Annotated in this window: 19 protein-coding genes; 10 read left to right on the top strand and 9 right to left on the bottom strand. The window is 35.7% G+C overall.

The genetic code is table 11. From position 1 onward, the window contains the following. Positions 1–139 precede the first annotated feature (139 nt). A complete protein-coding gene (locus FW780_RS04555) occupies positions 140–1,186 on the bottom strand; it encodes an HlyD family secretion protein (RefSeq protein WP_149832403.1) in 1,047 nt (348 codons plus the stop codon). Between the two features lie 5 nt (positions 1,187–1,191). Continuing rightward, the gene (locus FW780_RS04550) at positions 1,192–2,448 is read right to left on the bottom strand and encodes a TolC family protein (RefSeq protein ID WP_149832402.1); all 1,257 of its coding nucleotides are present in this window, start codon (positions 2,446–2,448) and stop codon (positions 1,192–1,194) included. 214 nt (positions 2,449–2,662) lie between these two features. Here FW780_RS04550 and FW780_RS04545 point away from each other — a divergent pair, with 214 nt between their 5' ends. Continuing rightward, positions 2,663–3,466, top strand: coding sequence for a helix-turn-helix domain-containing protein (locus FW780_RS04545; RefSeq protein ID WP_149832401.1), 804 nt, complete (start codon positions 2,663–2,665; stop codon positions 3,464–3,466). Positions 3,467–3,769: 303 nt separating this feature from the next. Here the strand turns inward: FW780_RS04545 and rplI are convergent, their stop codons facing one another. From rplI to FW780_RS04515, 6 genes are all read right to left on the bottom strand, one after another. Beyond that, on the bottom strand, positions 3,770–4,273 hold the full coding sequence (gene rplI, locus FW780_RS04540; protein ID WP_149832400.1) for a 50S ribosomal protein L9: 504 nt from the start codon (positions 4,271–4,273) through the stop codon (positions 3,770–3,772). A 112-nt stretch (positions 4,274–4,385) separates the two neighbouring features. Further along, positions 4,386–4,688, bottom strand: coding sequence for a 30S ribosomal protein S18 (rpsR, locus tag FW780_RS04535; protein ID WP_002979091.1), 303 nt, complete (start codon positions 4,686–4,688; stop codon positions 4,386–4,388). Positions 4,689–4,720: 32 nt separating this feature from the next. Beyond that, positions 4,721–5,062 (bottom strand): 30S ribosomal protein S6, encoded by a 342-nt coding sequence (gene rpsF / locus FW780_RS04530; protein WP_047374382.1) that lies wholly within the window; start codon positions 5,060–5,062, stop codon positions 4,721–4,723. A gap of 170 nt (positions 5,063–5,232) precedes the next feature. Beyond that, positions 5,233–6,585, bottom strand: a complete 1,353-nt coding sequence (locus FW780_RS04525; protein ID WP_149832399.1) for a chloride channel protein — start codon at positions 6,583–6,585, stop codon at positions 5,233–5,235. Between the two features lie 417 nt (positions 6,586–7,002). Next, positions 7,003–8,310, bottom strand: coding sequence for a dihydrolipoamide acetyltransferase family protein (locus tag FW780_RS04520; protein WP_149832398.1), 1,308 nt, complete (start codon positions 8,308–8,310; stop codon positions 7,003–7,005). Positions 8,311–8,373: 63 nt separating this feature from the next. After that, on the bottom strand, positions 8,374–9,201 hold the full coding sequence (locus tag FW780_RS04515; protein ID WP_149832397.1) for an SAM hydrolase/SAM-dependent halogenase family protein: 828 nt from the start codon (positions 9,199–9,201) through the stop codon (positions 8,374–8,376). Positions 9,202–9,334: 133 nt separating this feature from the next. Here FW780_RS04515 and FW780_RS04510 point away from each other — a divergent pair, with 133 nt between their 5' ends. The 6 genes from FW780_RS04510 (at position 9,335) to FW780_RS04485 (ending at position 14,313) form a co-directional block, all read left to right on the top strand. Further along, on the top strand, positions 9,335–10,294 hold the full coding sequence (locus FW780_RS04510) for a PhoH family protein (RefSeq protein WP_149832396.1): 960 nt from the start codon (positions 9,335–9,337) through the stop codon (positions 10,292–10,294). 118 nt (positions 10,295–10,412) lie between these two features. Next, a complete protein-coding gene (locus FW780_RS04505) occupies positions 10,413–11,075 on the top strand; it encodes a porin family protein (RefSeq protein WP_149832395.1) in 663 nt (220 codons plus the stop codon). Between the two features lie 145 nt (positions 11,076–11,220). Next, positions 11,221–11,721 (top strand): hypothetical protein, encoded by a 501-nt coding sequence (locus FW780_RS04500; protein ID WP_149832394.1) that lies wholly within the window; start codon positions 11,221–11,223, stop codon positions 11,719–11,721. A gap of 458 nt (positions 11,722–12,179) precedes the next feature. After that, positions 12,180–12,836 carry an outer membrane beta-barrel protein gene (locus FW780_RS04495; RefSeq protein WP_149832393.1) on the top strand — a complete coding sequence of 219 codons (657 nt, stop codon included), beginning with the start codon at positions 12,180–12,182 and terminating at the stop codon, positions 12,834–12,836. A gap of 75 nt (positions 12,837–12,911) precedes the next feature. Continuing rightward, positions 12,912–13,574, top strand: coding sequence for an outer membrane beta-barrel protein (locus FW780_RS04490; protein WP_149832392.1), 663 nt, complete (start codon positions 12,912–12,914; stop codon positions 13,572–13,574). 73 nt (positions 13,575–13,647) lie between these two features. Continuing rightward, the gene (locus tag FW780_RS04485; RefSeq protein ID WP_149832391.1) at positions 13,648–14,313 is read left to right on the top strand and encodes a porin family protein; all 666 of its coding nucleotides are present in this window, start codon (positions 13,648–13,650) and stop codon (positions 14,311–14,313) included. A 68-nt stretch (positions 14,314–14,381) separates the two neighbouring features. On the opposite strand, the gene ffh is transcribed toward FW780_RS04485, so the two are convergent. Further along, positions 14,382–15,743, bottom strand: coding sequence for a signal recognition particle protein (gene ffh, locus FW780_RS04480; RefSeq protein ID WP_047425397.1), 1,362 nt, complete (start codon positions 15,741–15,743; stop codon positions 14,382–14,384). 157 nt (positions 15,744–15,900) lie between these two features. Here ffh and FW780_RS04475 point away from each other — a divergent pair, with 157 nt between their 5' ends. From FW780_RS04475 to atpE, 3 genes are read left to right on the top strand one after another with little or no spacing between them, the layout of a single operon-like run. Further along, entirely contained in the window at positions 15,901–16,272 is a 372-nt protein-coding gene (locus FW780_RS04475; RefSeq protein ID WP_047374405.1) for a hypothetical protein, read from the top strand. A gap of 59 nt (positions 16,273–16,331) precedes the next feature. Continuing rightward, on the top strand, positions 16,332–17,429 hold the full coding sequence (atpB, locus tag FW780_RS04470) for a F0F1 ATP synthase subunit A (protein WP_149832390.1): 1,098 nt from the start codon (positions 16,332–16,334) through the stop codon (positions 17,427–17,429). A 47-nt stretch (positions 17,430–17,476) separates the two neighbouring features. Beyond that, a complete protein-coding gene (atpE, locus tag FW780_RS04465; protein WP_002979108.1) occupies positions 17,477–17,671 on the top strand; it encodes an ATP synthase F0 subunit C in 195 nt (64 codons plus the stop codon). Positions 17,672–17,751: the final 80 nt, after the last annotated feature.

Raw genomic sequence — 17,751 nt, 5'->3', positions numbered from 1 at the left:
AATAATTTAATTGTAAAGTCTGAAATGTATTGATTGGAAGTAATTTAGCACTCTAATACTCTAATACTCTAATACTCTAATACTCTAATACTCTAATACTCTAATACTCTAATACTCTAAAACCCTTCCACACTCAAACTCATATCTTCTTCGCACTCACCAGAACATTCATTCCGGAAAGTAGTTTTTCATTGTCTTTATTATTGTCAAGAATAATTTTCACAGGAAATCTCTGTTCAATTTTCACAAAGTTTCCGGTTGCGTTATCCGGTTTTACCAAAGAAAACTGAGATCCTGAAGCTGGAGAAACGGAAAGAATTTTTCCTTTAAATTCCACATCGGGATACGCATCTGCGGTAATGATGACTTCCTGATTCTGATCAATCTGTCCAAGCTGTGTTTCTTTGTAATTGGCAATGATCCATTTTTCTTTGCTGACCATCTGTATCAAAGCCTGACCTTCCTTAATCAATTGCCCTTCCTGAATAGTCTTTTTCCCCACCCAGCCGTCATAAGGAGCGGTAATTACAGTATAAGAAAGATAAAGTTTAGCATTACTCAGACTTGCGGAACTCTGCTGAATTTGGCTTTTAACGGGTGCAACTTTTGTCTGTTGTTCACTGGCTCCGGCTCTTACTGCATTTTTTTGCTGTTCCAGTGCCAGAAGATTGGCTTTTGACTGTTCGTATGAAGCCTTTACATTCTCAAATTCCTGCTCGGTAGCGGCATCTTCGGCCAGTAAGTTTTTATATCTTTTATAATCCTGTTCCGTTCTCCAGATATCAATTCTTGCAGAAGCAATTTTAGCATCAATGATCTTGGTATCACTTTCTTTGGTATTGACACCGCTTTCAATAGTGCTGATGGTAGCTGTATTGGCATTGAGATTGGCTTCTGCCATCTGTACCTGATTCACAAACTCTCTGTTGTCTATGATAATTAAAGTATCCCCTTTATGAACAAACTGGTTTTCATTAAATTTTATCTTTTTGATAAACCCCGAAACCTTGCTGGATACAGGTGTAATATATTGTTCGATCTGTGCATCGTTGGTAGTGACATTCTTTCTTGAAAAAAGATAAAAACTGACCATACCTGTAATTCCGCTGATAATCAGGATCCAGGCCAGTAGAGTAATGGACTTGTTAATTCTTTTTTCCTTTTGTGTCAGTTGTTTCTGTGCCATAGTTTTTATAAGTTTCCAATCGTATATTGGAGTTGATAATATTTAAGTTGTCTGTTGATTTTTACGGAAATAAGGTTTGATTCTGCTTCCAGATAAGTATTGTCGGCGTCTATCAGTTCAGTGATAAGACTTAGTTTGTTCGCATATTTTGTTCTTACAATGCGGTAGTTTTCTTTCGCCTGATCAATCGCTTCTTCAGCAATTTTCACTTTCTGGTCTGTTTCTTCAAACTTTTTGTAGGCTTCGTATACATTGTGTCTTATTTTTTCTTCATTTTCCTCAATCTGAAGCTTAGCGAGATCTATATTTTCCTTTGCTTCCTGCATTTTGTATTTGTTTTTATACAGATTTTCGATAGGATAGGTAAGATTTACTCCTATCATTCCCAGACGATATGCATACGGTTCAGGAGGGAAAAACATCATATTCGGATACTTTAAAAAATATTCTCCGCCTGCTGTAATTTTAGGCAGATAATTCGCTTTGGTGATTTTTTGATCCAATTCTTTCAGTGAAAGATTTTTGTGAGTGATGTCAACAGATTCATTTTTATGTAAAGCTGTTTCAGTCAATTCATCAATATAAGGAATCGTTGCATTGTCCGAAATAAGATCTTCCGTATTTACATGCATTTCCTGATCTTCCGGAAGAGAAAGAATAGTTTTCAGCTTATGCTCTGCAATCTGAATATCATTATCCAGTTCTGTCCAGCTCATTTTATGATTAGAAAGCTGCAGTGAAGTTCTCAATACCTCATTTACCGTTACAACTCCGTTGGCTTTAAGGGCCTTTACCTGTTTGATATTCACAGAATCTTCTTTCATTTTATCATTAATGAGCCCCTGCTGTTCTTTCAAATGATGGATCTGCAGAAAAGCCGTGATGATTTCCATCGTAAGCTGTCTCTCATCCAGATGCGTCCTTAAAGCTGAAATTTCTGTATCAATAGCCGCTTTCTTTTCGGTATTTTTTATTTTACCACCCATGTACACAGGAATAGAAGCAGATAATGTAAAGTCATACATACCATTGATAGCATCATACTTTGTAGCTTTGTTAAATACACCATTCTGATGCTGATACAAATTAGTTACCTGAGTATAGCTGGTATGAAATTCAATGTCCGGAAGCTTTTCCATTTTGAGATCTTTCTCTTTGGTAGCGGACATTTCCTGTTTTAGATGACTTATCTGTATATTTTTGTTATTTTTCAGACCAATCTCTACAGCCTGTTGTAAGCCGAGATGCTGGTAATCTGTCATCTGTGAATGTAAAAAACTGCTCAATAATAAGCACAACGCAATGCACAGATACCGGCATGCGTTAAATATGATATTCATAAATTAATTAAAGGATTTTTGCTAAAATGATTTTGATGCAGCAAAGTTACGACGACAAGCATAGTACCTGATTTGTGAAAACAGAAAAAGATTTGCTCATTTACGCCAATTTGAAAATTCTTCTTATCTTTATTTCATGAATGACAGCCATTTTACAGCAGTGGAAGAGGATGATGCCGAATTTTATATCTATCACGTCCTCACAGGAAATGTAACGACAGAGATTCATTATCACAGTTCTGCACAATTAGTATATGCAGAAGGAGGTATTGTGCATGTTTTTACAGATCAGAAACATTGGTATCTTCCTGCAAGATGCTTTATGTGGATTCCTGCCGGAACACCTCACTACATTTTTTCTACCAGCCCGAAAGTTGATTTATATAATTTTTATTTTAAGAAAGAAGAAAATGAAAATGGCTTTTTTGATGAAATTAATATTTATTCCGTCAATAATTTGCTTCGGGAGATGATTTTTTACACTAAAGACTGGGATGGGAAAATTACAAAAAATGATGGTTCTAAATATTATTTCCTTAAAGCTCTTAAAGGTGTTTTACAGGAGAAAAAGAATAAACATCTGGCATTCCCGATACAGCATCCTTTCCCGAAAGATGAAACACTGCTGAAGATAGCGAGATACATTCATGCTAATCTTGAGAAGCCTCTTACTATAGAATCTACGGCAAAAGAATTTGGAATGAGTACCAGAACTCTTTCGAGGAAATTTAAAGAGATTCTGGGAATGAATTACATCCGTTTTCTAAGGGCATTGCGAATTACCCGTTCCCTTGAACTTATGCTGGAAGGAAAATACAATATGTATGAAATAGCGATGATGGTAGGGTACAATAGCCTGTCATCTTTCAGTAATATTTTTAAAAAAGTAATTGGAATTGCTCCTACGGAATATCAGCATAAATTGAGAGGGGATAAGTAGTGAGTAGGAGTGTTAGAGTGTTTGAGGGTGTGAAGGTTTGAGATTCGGGTTGCGTGTTACGTTGGTAGTTTTTATGATACGGGATAATTTTCTTGCCTGTTCTAACGTGTAAGGTTGTGAAAAAGCCAATGTAACGAGTAATAGCAGTTAAGATTTCCTACATTCCCCTTCCCTGAAGGGGTGGATTTTTGCAAAGCAAAAAGACGGGGTAGTCATATATACACAATCTTTTCCGAACTATATATAAAAAACCACCTCAATAAATTGAAGTGGTCTTGTATTGTGAGAAATTCTCGTTGCTTATTAAGCTTCTTCAGATTTAACTTCTTCCTTCTTAGCAGCAGGAGCAGCTACAACTGGAGCATCAGAAACGATGTCAAACTCATAGTTGTACTCAACATTTCTGTGAAGTCTGATAAGAGCTGAGAATTTACCAGTTCTCTTGATCGTGTTACCAGGAATCTTGATGTATTTTTTCTCTACAGAAACACCAGCTTTTTCTAAAGCAGCAGATAGATCAGCATTGTTGATAGATCCGAATAATTTGTCACCAGTACCTACTTTTGCAGGAATAGTGATAGAAGTTTTCTTCAATTGCTCAACTACAGCGTTAGCAGCAGCGATTAATTTAGCTTCTTCTTCTTTTCTAGCTTCTAATGTAGCTTCTAAAGCAGCTTTGTTTTTAGGTGTAGCTAAAAGAGCAATTCCTTGAGGAATTAAGAAGTTTCTAGCATAACCTGGCTTTACGTTTACTGTATCAAACTCAAGTCCTAAGTTTTCTACGTCTTTTTTTAAGATAATTTGCATTGTTGTTGTCCTTTTTTAGATTTTAGTTGTATGATCTAAAATCAAGTTAGAATTAATGATTTATTCAGCAACAAAAGAAGAGGCTGCCCTCTTCTTTTATTTATTGTTTGTCTTATTTCAATAAGTCAGCTACGTATGGTAGTAATGCAAGGTGTCTTGCTCTTTTGATAGCAGCAGAAACTTTTCTTTGGTATTTTAAAGAAGTTCCAGTGTATCTTCTTGGTAAGATTTTACCTTGTTCGTTTACAAATTGTAATAAGAAATCAGCATCTTTGTAATCAACGTGCTTAATTCCGTATTTTTTGAATCTACAATATTTCTTTTCAGATTTTGTATTGATATCAAGCGGAGTAAGGAATTTTACTTCTGATTCTCCTCCAGCTGAGGCTTGTTTAGCCATTTCATCTATTGCCATGTCTTGTCTTTTTTAAAAAATAGGGTTAATAATTAAGCTTTAGCTGCTTTTACTTTAGTTCTTCTAGTTACAGCATACTCAACAGCATGTTTGTCAAGTTTCGTAGTAAGGTAACGGATTACTCTTTCGTCACGCTTAAATGCTAATTCTAGATCAGCTACTACACTACCTTCTCCTTTGAATTCGATTAGAGTATAGAACCCGTTCTTTTTCAATTGGATAGGATAAGCTAATTTTTTTAATCCCCAGTTTTCTTTAGCAACGATTTCGCAGTTCTTTTCTTTGATAAGATCTACATACTTGTTCACTGCTTCCTCTACCTGTGACTCAGATAGAACGGGAGTTAAAATGAAAACAGTTTCGTAATTGTTCATAATGTTAAATGAATTTGTTAATTATTTCGAGGTGCAAAAGTAGAGAATATATTTCTTATATGCAAGAGGATTTGTGAAATAATTGAGTGTTGATGGTTTAGAATTTATAGTTTAATGTTTTGGGATATTGCTTAAGGTTATAAAGCGACAAACTTTCAGTTGGCTGTTCTCTAATCTTTTTGTCTTAATTCTGCCAGAAAATTCACCTTCAATACATCGTATAACGAATGTCTGCTTACTAAAATAGAGGCAATGGAAGAAACCATTCCTGCCAGCATCAGGTGGAAAATCAATGAATGCCTGTCAGTCATTTCCAAAACAATAATAGCTGAAGTAAAAGGAGCCCGGGTAATTCCTGTAAGAAAAGCCACCATTCCTGCCAGAACAACAACATTGGTTTCATTGGGGGTTAAATGAATAGCACCTGAAATAACAGATCCTATACTTGCTCCTGCTGTGAGAGCAGGGGCGAAAATTCCACCTGCACCACCGGAAGTAAAAGAAAGGGCAGGGCCAAGCATCCTGAGAATGGGAACATACCAGTCTTCATGCTTATCCTTCGTAAAAAGAACACGCTCCATAATTTCTTTCCCGGAACCCAGAATTTCCCTGTTGATAAAATAAGCGACTGAAGCAATAATTAAAGCACAAATGATCAGGAATATCACATTGGCCTTATCGGTTTTCAGTTTATTCTTTTTCCAGCTGTTGATTTTAAGCATAGCAACAGAAAGCTGACTGGCAAGAATACCCGCAACTGCAGCAACAAGAACTATGGGAAACATCACCATTAAAGAAACATCGTTGGTCTTCGGATATCCCAGATATAAATAAGATCCGGCAAGTGTTTGTGCTGTAAGGCCGGCAATAATTACTGCAGTAAACAAAGCTGTTTTGAAGTAATTGATATGAGTTTTTGACAGTTCTTCCACAGCGAAAACAATACCTCCGAGTGGAGTGTTGAAAGCTGCTGCAAGACCCGCTGCGGCTCCTGTCATAATCATGTTTTTCTTGGAGATTTTCGGCCACCATTCGGGAAGATACTCGTTAACTTTTCTGAAAACAGAGCCTGCAATCTGAATGGTAGGTCCTTCACGTCCTACCGCACCTCCTCCGATGACCAGAATAACTGAAGATAATATTTTGAAGAAAATAATCTTAATGCTCAGTAGATTTCTGATCTTGCGGTGTTCTTTTGGGTTGGCGAGTTCTACTGCAGCCATTACCTGTGGAATACCGCTTCCTTTGGCATTGGGCGCAAATTCTTTCACCAGCCACCAGGATAGTACAAATCCTATAGGAGCAATGATGAAAATCATCCATGCATGCCAGTCAAAAATAAAATTCATCAAATGTTCACCCCAGGCAAATACCTGTGCATACATGACTGCAAAAAAACCTGTAATAACAGATCCTATCCAAAAAGGTATAGCCTGAAGAAGGTTGTGCTTCAGCTGTTCGTTTCGGATATTGTCAAAGGAATTTTTGATGGATTTCCTTATCAGGATGAAAATTTTCAGCATTTGTCTTGTTTTGAGGGATGAAATTACGGTAAAATTTTGAACATTATAGGTCGTTTAAAAACTTTGAGATCATTTCATAAACTTCAGCAATGAGTTTTTCATCCTGCTTAGTGAAATCAGAAAATTTAGTCATGTCATACTTTCTGTAATCTGGATCCATTTAAATATTATTTGTTTAAAAATAGCGCTAATAAATCTAACTTCCAAAAAAGTTATTACAATATAGAATTGGACTTAAATAATTGTGGTTTTATCAATAAATCGCGCATTTTATTAATTATTTTATATTGATTTTGTTTATTGTTTGTCCTTTTAAAATTTTACTGTATTTAACTAATAAAAACAAAAAAACCTCCGATTTTCGGAGGTTTAGTATTTAAAATCTGCAATAATTACTTAGCGCGGATTATTCTTTACTTATATTTCTGTGTTCAGATCCCAGTTTTCAAGGTAGTCGTGAACATGCTTCAGCATCATTCCTCCTAGAGAACCGTCTACTACTCTGTGGTCATAAGAGTGAGACATGAACATTAAGTTTCTGATAGCAATTACATCACCGTCAGCTGTTTCAAGAACTGCAGGCTTCTTAACGATAGCTCCGATGGCTAAAATAGCTACCTGAGGCTGAGGAATGATTGGTGTTCCCATAAGGTTTCCGAAGCTTCCAACGTTAGAAATTGTATAGGTTGCACCTTGAGTATCTTCTGGTCTTAATTTCTTGTTTCTTGCTCTGTAAGCTAAGTCGTTGATAGCTTTTGCAAGGCCTGAAAGAGATAACTGATCAGCATTTTTGATTACAGGAACGATAAGGTTTCCGTCTGGAAGAGCAGTAGCCATACCGATGTTGATATTTTTCTTTTTGATGATGTTTTCACCATTAATAGAAACATTGATCATTGGGAAATCCTGGATCGCTTTCACTACAGCTTTTACGAAAATCGGCATGAAAGTCAGTTTCTCACCTTCACGTTTTTCAAATACTGCTTTGTTTTTATTTCTCCATTTTACAACGTTGGTAACGTCAGTTTCAATGAAAGAAGTAACGTGAGGGGCAATTTGTTTTGCTTTTACCATGTTTTCAGCGATGATTTTTCTCATTCTGTCCATTGGAATGATTTCATCACCTGCACTTACCGGAATGGTAGCTGCCGGAGCAGATACTGCTGGCTTCGGAGTAGATGCCGCCTGTACCGGAGCTGCCTGCTGAACTGGCTGGTTTCCTCTGTTAGCAACATATGCTAATATATCTTCTTTGGTAATTCTTCCTTCCAAACCGCTTCCTTTGATGGATTTCAGTTCAGTTTCAGAAATATTTTCCTGTTGTGCGATAGATTTTACAAGTGGAGATAGATAAAGGTCTCCTGAGAATTCTACGCTTGAAGCAGCTGTAGTTTGTAAAGGCTCTTCAATCGCTTTTAAAGTGTCAGCATCCGGAGTAGCCGCCGGAGTTTCAGCTTTTACTTCCTCTGAAGCTGTGCCTTCTCCTTCAATTTCTAAAATAGCAATGGCTTCACCTACTTTTGCAACTTCATCTTTTTGCTTTAAAATTTTTACAATTTTCCCCGAAACTGGTGTCGGTACATCTGAATCTACTTTATCTGTTGCAATTTCTACTACGGAGTCATCCTCCTTTACGTTATCACCTTCATTGAATAACCAAGTGATAATTGTCGCTTCCATAACACCTTCTCCCATGGAAGGAAGCAATAATTTGTATTCTGCCATTTTTGATTTTTAGATTTTGACAAATATATAAAAAAAATCGGTTTTTTTAAGAAATATATAATCTTAGCTAAATTCGATGTAGATATTTTCTCCTACATTCAGTCCAAACAGGCTTTTGGCACCGTTTTTCTTGCTTCCTTTGTAGATGGTAAGCTCCAATAACTGGCTATCATTGAAAATAGCAGCAGACTGTCCGTGGAATTCGGTCTCCCTTTCCCAGTCTGAAACAACCTCCGTATGACTGGAAAATATCCTTGAAAGACTTAAATTTCTGAATTTTATGGTAAAACTATCATAACCTTTGCTGATATTTTCAAAAAAATCTTTGTTGATATTTGAGATTATATTTCCGAAATTATCAATATAGGTCACTTCACCGATAATCATGCCTTCCGATTCATTATAAACCGCTCTTGGGAACATCAGCTGCTTGGCCGAATGTATTTTTCTGCCTATTACCTCTGGGAGTCCGCCATTGGCAAGATGTACCGCTGCAGGAACAAAAATGTCTGTAGAAGTAAAGTTGATGATGTCATCAAAACGGTTGTTCAGGGTAAGCTCATAGATAGCTTCCGGCTTAATATCAAAAAATATAAGGCTTAATAGACCATTATCTGCCGCCAAAAAGTAGGATCCGTCGGCTTTATAAATGATATTTTTTCTTGACTTGTTGTAAAAACTGTCTACGGAAATGATGTGAATGCTTCCTTTTGGAAAATATTTATAGGCATTTCTTACGATATACGAAGTCTGTATAAGGTTGAATGCCTGGATATCGTGGGTTATATCAATAATATTAACCTCAGGGTTTAGAGACAGAATTTTGCCTTTCACAGCGGCAACTCTGTAATCTAAATTTCCGAAATCCGAAGTAAGGGTAATAATTGACATGAGCAATTTATAGAATAGTGTAGTATTGCAAAGTTATTTAAAATAAAAAGAAAGCCCGAAAGATTGTTGAAAAGAATTTGATATAAATTTGAAAAAAAGCTTTAATTTTAAAATCTAAAAATAAAAATACTGCATGTTTGAATTGACATATGATTTGGAAGATATCGATGCGAAAATCTTCTATGGAGTTAATAACCAATATTTCAACTTAATAAAATCAAGCTTTCCAACCATTAAAATTACAGGAAGAGATCATTTCGTATTTGCCATGGGAAATCAGGAAGCTTTAGACATACTGAAACAAAAACTGGATGATATTGTCAGTTTCATCTCCAAAAATAACTCAATAGGCCTGAAAGACGTTGAAAATATATTGAATATCAAAGACGAAAACGAGAAGCAATTGGTTTTTGATCAGGATATTATTGTAAAAGGAGTTAATGGAAAAGTTATTAAAGCTAAGACAACCAATCTTAAAAAGCTGGTAAAGGAAACGGAGAAAAAAGATATGGTCTTCGCTATTGGTCCTGCCGGAACCGGAAAAACGTATACCAGTGTAGCATTGGCAGCAAGAGCTTTAAGAGATAAGGAGGTGAAAAGAATTATCCTGACAAGACCGGCTGTAGAAGCAGGAGAAAGTCTGGGATTCCTTCCCGGTGACCTTAAAGAAAAACTGGATCCGTATTTACAACCTTTATACGACGCACTTCGTGATATGATTCCGCATGAGAAACTGGAGGGTTTCATGGAGAAAAAAGTGATCGAAGTAGCACCGTTGGCTTTCATGAGAGGACGTACCCTTGATGATGCTTTTGTAATTCTTGATGAAGCACAAAACACAACTCATGCGCAGATGAAAATGTTTTTAACCAGAATGGGGATGAATGCTAAATTTATTATTACAGGAGATCCTACCCAGGTCGATTTACCACCAAAACAACAATCTGGGCTGAAAGAAGCTATGAGGATTTTAAGCGGAGTAAAAGAGATCGGGTTTGTACATCTTACAGAAGAGGATGTAGTAAGACATCCAGTGGTGAGAAAGATTATTCTTGCTTATAATGATGAAGAGAAAAGACTAAGAAACGACTAGTAAAAACAAGTAAAAGTTTCCGTTAACCTTTTATTAACCTTAAATTGGTTAGTTAAAATTTGTTAATTTGAAAAAAATAATTAGTTTTGCAGACCTTAAATGTAAAAACTAACTAAACATGAAAAAACTTTTACTTATTGCAGCGGTCGCTGTTATGGGAATTTCTGCAAACGCACAAGAATTTCGATTTGGTCCAAAAGCTGGTTTCGCAATGTCAACCATTAAACTGGATGATAAGCAAGATGATCTTGACGGAAGAAAAATGTCTCCTAAATATACTTTCTATATTGGTGGGATGGCTGAGTACAAATTCAATGATAACTTTGCTGTTCAGGGAGAGGTTTTATACTCACCACTGGGAGCTAAAGAAAAAATTGATGGAGTAAACGCTGGAGGAATATATTTTGGTGAATCAACTAAAGTAACTTTTGGAACTCTTTTGGTTCCGGTTTCTGCAAAATATTTCATTACAGAAGGTTTTTCTGTAGCGGCGGGTCTTAACGTAGGAATTATCCTTACTGCTAAACAAAAGACAGTAATCGGGTCAGATTTCCTTGATGTAGAAATGGAAGGAGATTCTGGTGATGTAGATATTAAAAAAGATATCAAATCATTAAACCTTGCTCCTTTCTTAGGTGTTGAATATATGTTGGAAAATGGGCTTTTCTTTGATGCAAGATACAGCTTAGGAGTATCCAACCTATCTAATGATAACAGTGGAGGTACTGTGAAAAACAGCTTTGCTCAGGTAGGTGTAGGTTTCAAATTCGGAGGAAACTAATTCTGGAAATCTTATTTAGAAATAATAAAAAGCAGGACAATTTTTTGTTCTGCTTTTTATCGTTATAAAGATATCAGAAACCGGTATTATCCCTATGATGAAAATAATTAGTACTTTTGCAGGGTAATTTAAAGCTACTAAAAAAATGAAAAAACTATTATTACTAGGTGCTTTTGCACTTTTAGGAGGTGCTGCTCAAGCGCAGGAAGGTTTTAAAATTGGTGGACATATTGGGGTTCCTGTGTCTGATGCAAGTGATGTATCTTCATTTACATTAGGAGTGGATGCCGCTTATATGTGGAATATTGCTAAAGGTCTTGACCTTGGGGTAACAACAGGATATTCTCATTTCTTCGGAAAAGATCACTTTGATGATTTCGGATTTGTTCCTGTAGCAGTTTCTGGAAAATACAGATTCTCTGGAGCACCTATCTTTGTAGGATTGGACCTTGGATATGGTATCTCTACAAAAGATGGAGTAGACGGTGGTTTCTATGCACAGCCTAAATTTGGATATCAGATGTCTAAAGGAGAATTGTACATCGGATACCAGTCAATCAGTAACAAGCGTGACTTACCAGGATGGGGAAGCTATAGCTGGAATGTAGGAGCTGTTAACATTGGTTATAATTTCTTTTTGAAATAAGAAAAGCAATTGCATATAGGAACTCCGGCCGAAGGCCGGAGTTTTTTTATATCATATAAACGGGCTGTACAGATAATCAGACTGAATTTTTTGGTAAAATGGATTTACAGCGATTAGAAAGCCCAAAATTAAGTCTGGTTAATAAACATTTGTTTAAATTTTAAGAGTTAATAACTTAAATATTAATAGTTTAGGTTAATTAATTTTAGCATTTTTGTAGAATTCATGGGGTTTTGGAAAAAAGTGTAAAATTTGAAAAAGTAAATATATTTGACTCTTGTTGAAAAAATGAAGTTTTTTTATTCATAATATTGTGAAAAACTCAATAACCTCTCTTAACTAGGATTTATTTTTACAAAACGCTAAATTTTAACAATGATATTAATCACATTAACAAATTTTAATATTAGTGGAGGCCACTGTAAATTTGCCCTCAGAAAGTATTAAAATTTTTTAAAATGAAAAAAATATTATTAGCGGGTGCTGTTGCACTTTTTGGTTTATCAAATGCTCAAATTGCTAAAGGAACTACATATTTATCAGGATCTGTTGGTTATTCTCAAGAGGAATCTAACAACGGTAACCTTAAAAAAGAAAACTTCAACGTATTACCTACAGTTGGATATTTCGTAAACACTAACTTAGCTGTTGGATTAGGAATTGGTTACCAAACTGAAAAAAATACAACAACTACTACTGCAACTTTAGGAAACACTACAGTTGTAAACGAGAGCATCGTTAAAACTCCTGCTTTCGTTGTAGCTCCATTCGTAAGAAAATATTGGACTTTATCTGACAAGTTATATTTCTTCGGACAATTGGCAGTGCCAATGCAGTTTGGAAAAACTGAAACTGAAACTAACTCTGTAGCTACTTCTGGAAATACAGTTGTTACAAACTCTACTTCTACTGAAGCTAAATACACTAAAATTGGTGTTACTGTGAAGCCAGGTTTAGATTATTTCTTAAACAAAAACTGGTCTATCGAAGCTACTATCGGTGAGTTCGGTTATAGCAACTACAAGCCAAAAGATGGTGATGCTACAAACAACTATAACTTCGGATTGAATTTATCTTCTGTAACTTTCGGAGTTAAATATGTATTTGCAAAGTAATAAACAAAGCATATAGCAAGAAAGCCCTGAGAAACTCTTAGGGCTTTTTTTCTATAAAAAACTAATATAATAATCATGAAAAAAATCATATTGATGGGCGCTGTTGCGCTTTTCGGTTTATCAAACGCACAGATCGCTAAAGGAACTTCTTATCTTTCAGGACAGGTAGGTTTTTATCACAAAGAAACCAATGAATTTGGTGGGAACAGAAAGGACAATGTAATCAGGATTCTTCCTACAGCAGGTTATTTCGTTAGTACAAACCTGGCGGTAGGACTAGGAGTAGGATACAAAAGCGCTGTTACCAAATACAAAGTAAATGCAAGCGAATTCAATAATGCAGTTGAAATCAAAAATACAGATAACGCATTTGTAGTAGCTCCATTTGTAAGAAAATACTGGACTTTATCCGATAAATTATACATCTTCGGCCAATTACAGGTTCCATTGGAATTTGGCCAGGAAAAAGTGGATTTTAACAGTGGAGGTAATGGCGGAGATCCTATACTTTCCGCTCCGTTTATGCAAAAAAATAACTATACCAATATCGGAGTGAATATTAAGCCGGGTCTGGATTATTTCATAACGAAGAACTGGTCAATTGAAGCAACAATAGGGGAGTTTGGGTACAATACTTACAAAAGGGATATTGACGGAGCAAACAAAGCTGATGACTACAAATTTGGGATCAGTTTAACCTCCGTGACTTTTGGAGTTAAATATGTATTTTCAAAATAATAAATAAAATAGATGAATTAGTCCTGAGATTGCTATCTTAGGACTTCTTTAATAAAAACTATTTAAAATAATCATGAAAAAAATCTTATTAGCGTCTGCAATCGCTTTATTTGCAGGTTTAAATGCGCAAACTACATTCGGGGTAAAAGCGGGTTATGCTTTATCAAAATTGAATTCCAGCGAGGATGGTTTTCAATTTGGCGGATTTGAAGGAGGAATGAAATCCAAATCAGGGTTTTATGTAGGAGGTTTGGTTGAGCATAAATTCAATAATAAATTTGCTATTCAGGGAGAAGTAGAATATGCCAACCTTGGAGGAAAAGCCGCTGTTGCAACGCCCGTTGGAGTTACTATAACTCAAAAGATGAACCTTAACAGAATTGTAATCCCTGTATCTGCAAGATATTATGCAACACCGGAATTAGGAATTTATGCAGGTCCTTATGTAAGTTTTAAGACGAATAATAAAGTGAAATTTGAAGCAAGCGGTCCGAATGCAGGTATGCTGAATCCTTCAGCGATGAGAGAAGGAGAGCGTTATGTAGAAAATTATCTGGATGACACGTTGAAATCTACAGACTTTGGTATTTTCTTAGGAGCGGATTACAGCATTCATAAAGGATTATTTGTAGATGCACGCTATAGCTTTGGTCTTACCAATATGATCAAAAACCCTGTAGATGGAGAGACCTTAAAAATGAGTTTCTTCCAGCTTGGGCTAGGGTATAAGTTTAAATAAACCTGCTATCAGATAAAATAAAAACTCTCAGAAATTCTGAGAGTTTTTTATGAATGATTTTGTTTTTCTTATTTTCCAAACATTCCGCCCATTCCAGGCATATTTGGCATTTTGCTCATCATCTGCATCATCTGCTTTCCTTGTGGTCCCTGCATCATCTTCATCATTTTACCCATTTGCTCGAACTGTTTCATCAATTGATTTACATCCTCGATTTTTCTTCCGGCACCTTTAGCAATTCTTCCTTTTCTCTGAGTATTGATAATAGAAGGTCTTCTTCTTTCTTCAGGAGTCATAGAGTAGATAATCGCTTCAATGTGTTTGAATGCATCATCACTGATTTCTACATCTTTGATCGCTTTTCCAACACCAGGAATCATTCCCATTAAGTCCTTCATGTTACCCATCTTCTTGATCTGGTTGATCTGTTTTAGGAAATCATCAAAACCAAATTCGTTTTTGGCGATTTTTTTGTGAAGTTTTTTAGCTTCTTCTTCGTCAAATTGCTCCTGAGCCCTTTCTACCAGGGAAACAACGTCTCCCATTCCCAGGATTCTGTCTGCCATCCTTTCCGGGTAGAAAAGATCTAAAGCTTCCATTTTTTCTCCTGTAGAAATAAATTTGATTGGTTTTTCAACCACAGAACGAATCGTTAAAGCAGCACCACCACGAGTATCACCATCTAATTTAGTTAAAACAACCCCGTCAAAATTCAAAGCATCGTTAAATGCTTTTGCCGTATTCACAGCATCCTGACCTGTCATTGAGTCAACAACGAATAGTGTTTCATTAGGTTTAATGAAGTAATGAACCGACTTAATCTCGTTCATCATCTGCTCATCAATTGCCAAACGACCTGCCGTATCCACGATCACAACGTCATGACCATTTGATTTTGCAAAATTAATTGCGTTCTCAGCAATCGTAGAAGGGTTTGTAGAACCTTCTTCTGTGAAAACAGGAACCCCGATTTGTCCACCTAAAACTTTTAGCTGATCAATTGCAGCAGGACGGTAAACGTCACATGCTACCAATAAAGGTTTTTTATTTCTTTTTGTTTGTAAATAATTAGCAAGCTTTCCTGAGAATGTAGTCTTACCAGAACCCTGAAGACCTGCAATAAGAATTACAGATGGCTTTCCTGAAAGATTGATTCCCTCCTGAGAACCTCCCATAAGGTCAACTAATTCATCATGAACAATTTTCGTCATCAGCTGCCCCGGTGTAAGGGAAGTAAGAACGTTCTCTCCTAATGCTTTATCCTGAACTCTTTTAGTAAGATCTTTTGCAACTTTATAGTTAACGTCGGCGTCTACCAATGCTCTACGGATCTCTTTTACGGTTTCCGCTACATTGATTTCGGTAATTTTTCCTCTACCGGAAATATTATGTAATGCCTTGTCTAATTTATCCTGTAAACTATTAAACATATTTATTGTAAATTATAGGTTTGCAAAAATAAGGAATTTTTAGCATATCTAAAGTGTCCGGAACGTAATATTATATAGATAAGAAAAAATGATATATATCAAATCTTATCATAATACGATAGAAAAAGTCTATTTTTGCGGTCAATTAAAATTTAGAATGAAAATCAATCCCAATATTCTTGTTGTCATTTTATTCTTTCTGACGTTCCTGGTACATTTTTCTCTTTGGAAATTTGTTTTTCACCTGGATGAAATTGTGATCATTAAATTTTACCTTTTTCTAAGTGTTATGTTTATGATGATGATCACTCTTATTATCTTAATCAATAGAGTAGCACCGGAATTTTTAGGATTGTCTGTTATTGGTTTGATTCTTTTAAAATTCGGTTTGATGTACTTAATCAGAAAAAAACTGAACTTTGAAGTGATTCCAGGCTATAAATTCCATTTTATCATCCCTTATTTTGTCCTGACAGCACTGCTTACATACTATGCAATCAAGCTGATTAATCATGATAAAAAACAGTAAAATAATTTATTGAAACTAGAAAAAATATCATATTTTTGCACAACGAAAAAAACCTATCAATGTTTAAGAAATTCGCAGTTTTATTCTACAGTATTTTTGTATTAAACTTAGTGTCTGCACAGCACGGTGAGGCTACTGCTGGGGCAGCTCCTGCTCAAGAGCTTTCAGAGAAAGACAAAGTGAGCAAAGAAAACAAAGAGTTCATCGATCATCACTTGTTGGATGCACATGATTTCACATTGATGGTTGATAAAGACGGTCACCACATTGGTTTCCCTCTTCCTGTTATTATATATGACAACGGTTTTCACTCTTTCATGAGTAACAAAGAAGGGTTCATGCACGGAGAGCCTACTGAAGTAGATGGTTCTTTTTATGTATTGCACCACGAGAAAATTTACAAGACTGATGCAGCTGGAACTATAACTCTTGATGATCACGGTCACCCAACTAACGAGAAACCATTAGATCTTTCAATTACAAAAAGTGTACTGATTATTTTATTAGTATCAATCTTTATGTTAGTGTTATTCGGAGGTATGGCTAAGTCTTATAAAAAATCAGTGGTTCCTACAGGTGCTGCAAGATTTTTAGAGCCATTAATCATTTTCGTAAGAGATGAAGTTGCTATTCCAAACATCGGACATAAGTATAAGAGATTTATGGGTTATTTATTAACAGTATTTTTCTTTATTCTTTTCCTTAACGTTTTAGGATTGATGCCTTTCGGAATTAATGTTACAGGTAATATTACAATGACATTCTTCCTTGCAATCCTTACTTATCTGATTACAACATTCTCAGCTAATAAAGATTATTGGAAACACATCTTCTGGATGCCAGGAGTACCAGTTCCAATGAAACTGATCATGCTTCCTATCGAATTATTAGGAACAATCACTAAGCCATTCGCTTTGATGATTCGACTTTTTGCCAACATGACGGCAGGTCACATCGTAGTAATGAGTTTGATTGGACTGATCTATGTATTCAAGAATTTTATCGCAGGTGTTGCATTCCCGTTCCTTACATTGGTAATTTATTTACTAGAGGTATTGGTAGCATTCCTACAGGCTTATATCTTTACAATGTTATCAGCTCTGTTTATCGGAATGGCAGTAGAGGAGCATGAGCATGAACATCATGCAGCTCACTAATTGAAATTATAAATTAAAGTAAAACAAATTTTTTAAAATTATATATTATGGAAATCCCTAAAATTGTAGGTGCTGGTATCGTAGTACTAGGTGTAGGTATCGGTCTTGGTAAAATCGGAGCTGCTGCTCTTGAAGCTATCGCTAGACAACCTGAGCAATCTGGAAAAATCCAAACAGCTATGCTTATCGCAGCTGCACTTGTAGAAGGTGTTGCGTTTGCTGCTCTATTCGCAGTAAACTAATTAAAATCAGACCATTATCTGTGACGGTTGGTTACAGATAATGGTTCTTTAAAAAAAAGTAATAATTATTTATACATTTA

It is taken from the genome of Chryseobacterium sediminis (assembly GCF_008386505.1).
Lineage (GTDB): Bacteria > Bacteroidota > Bacteroidia > Flavobacteriales > Weeksellaceae > Chryseobacterium > Chryseobacterium sediminis.
The sequence above is the reverse complement of the archived record's forward strand: the minus strand, read 5'-3'. Positions and strand labels throughout refer to the sequence as shown.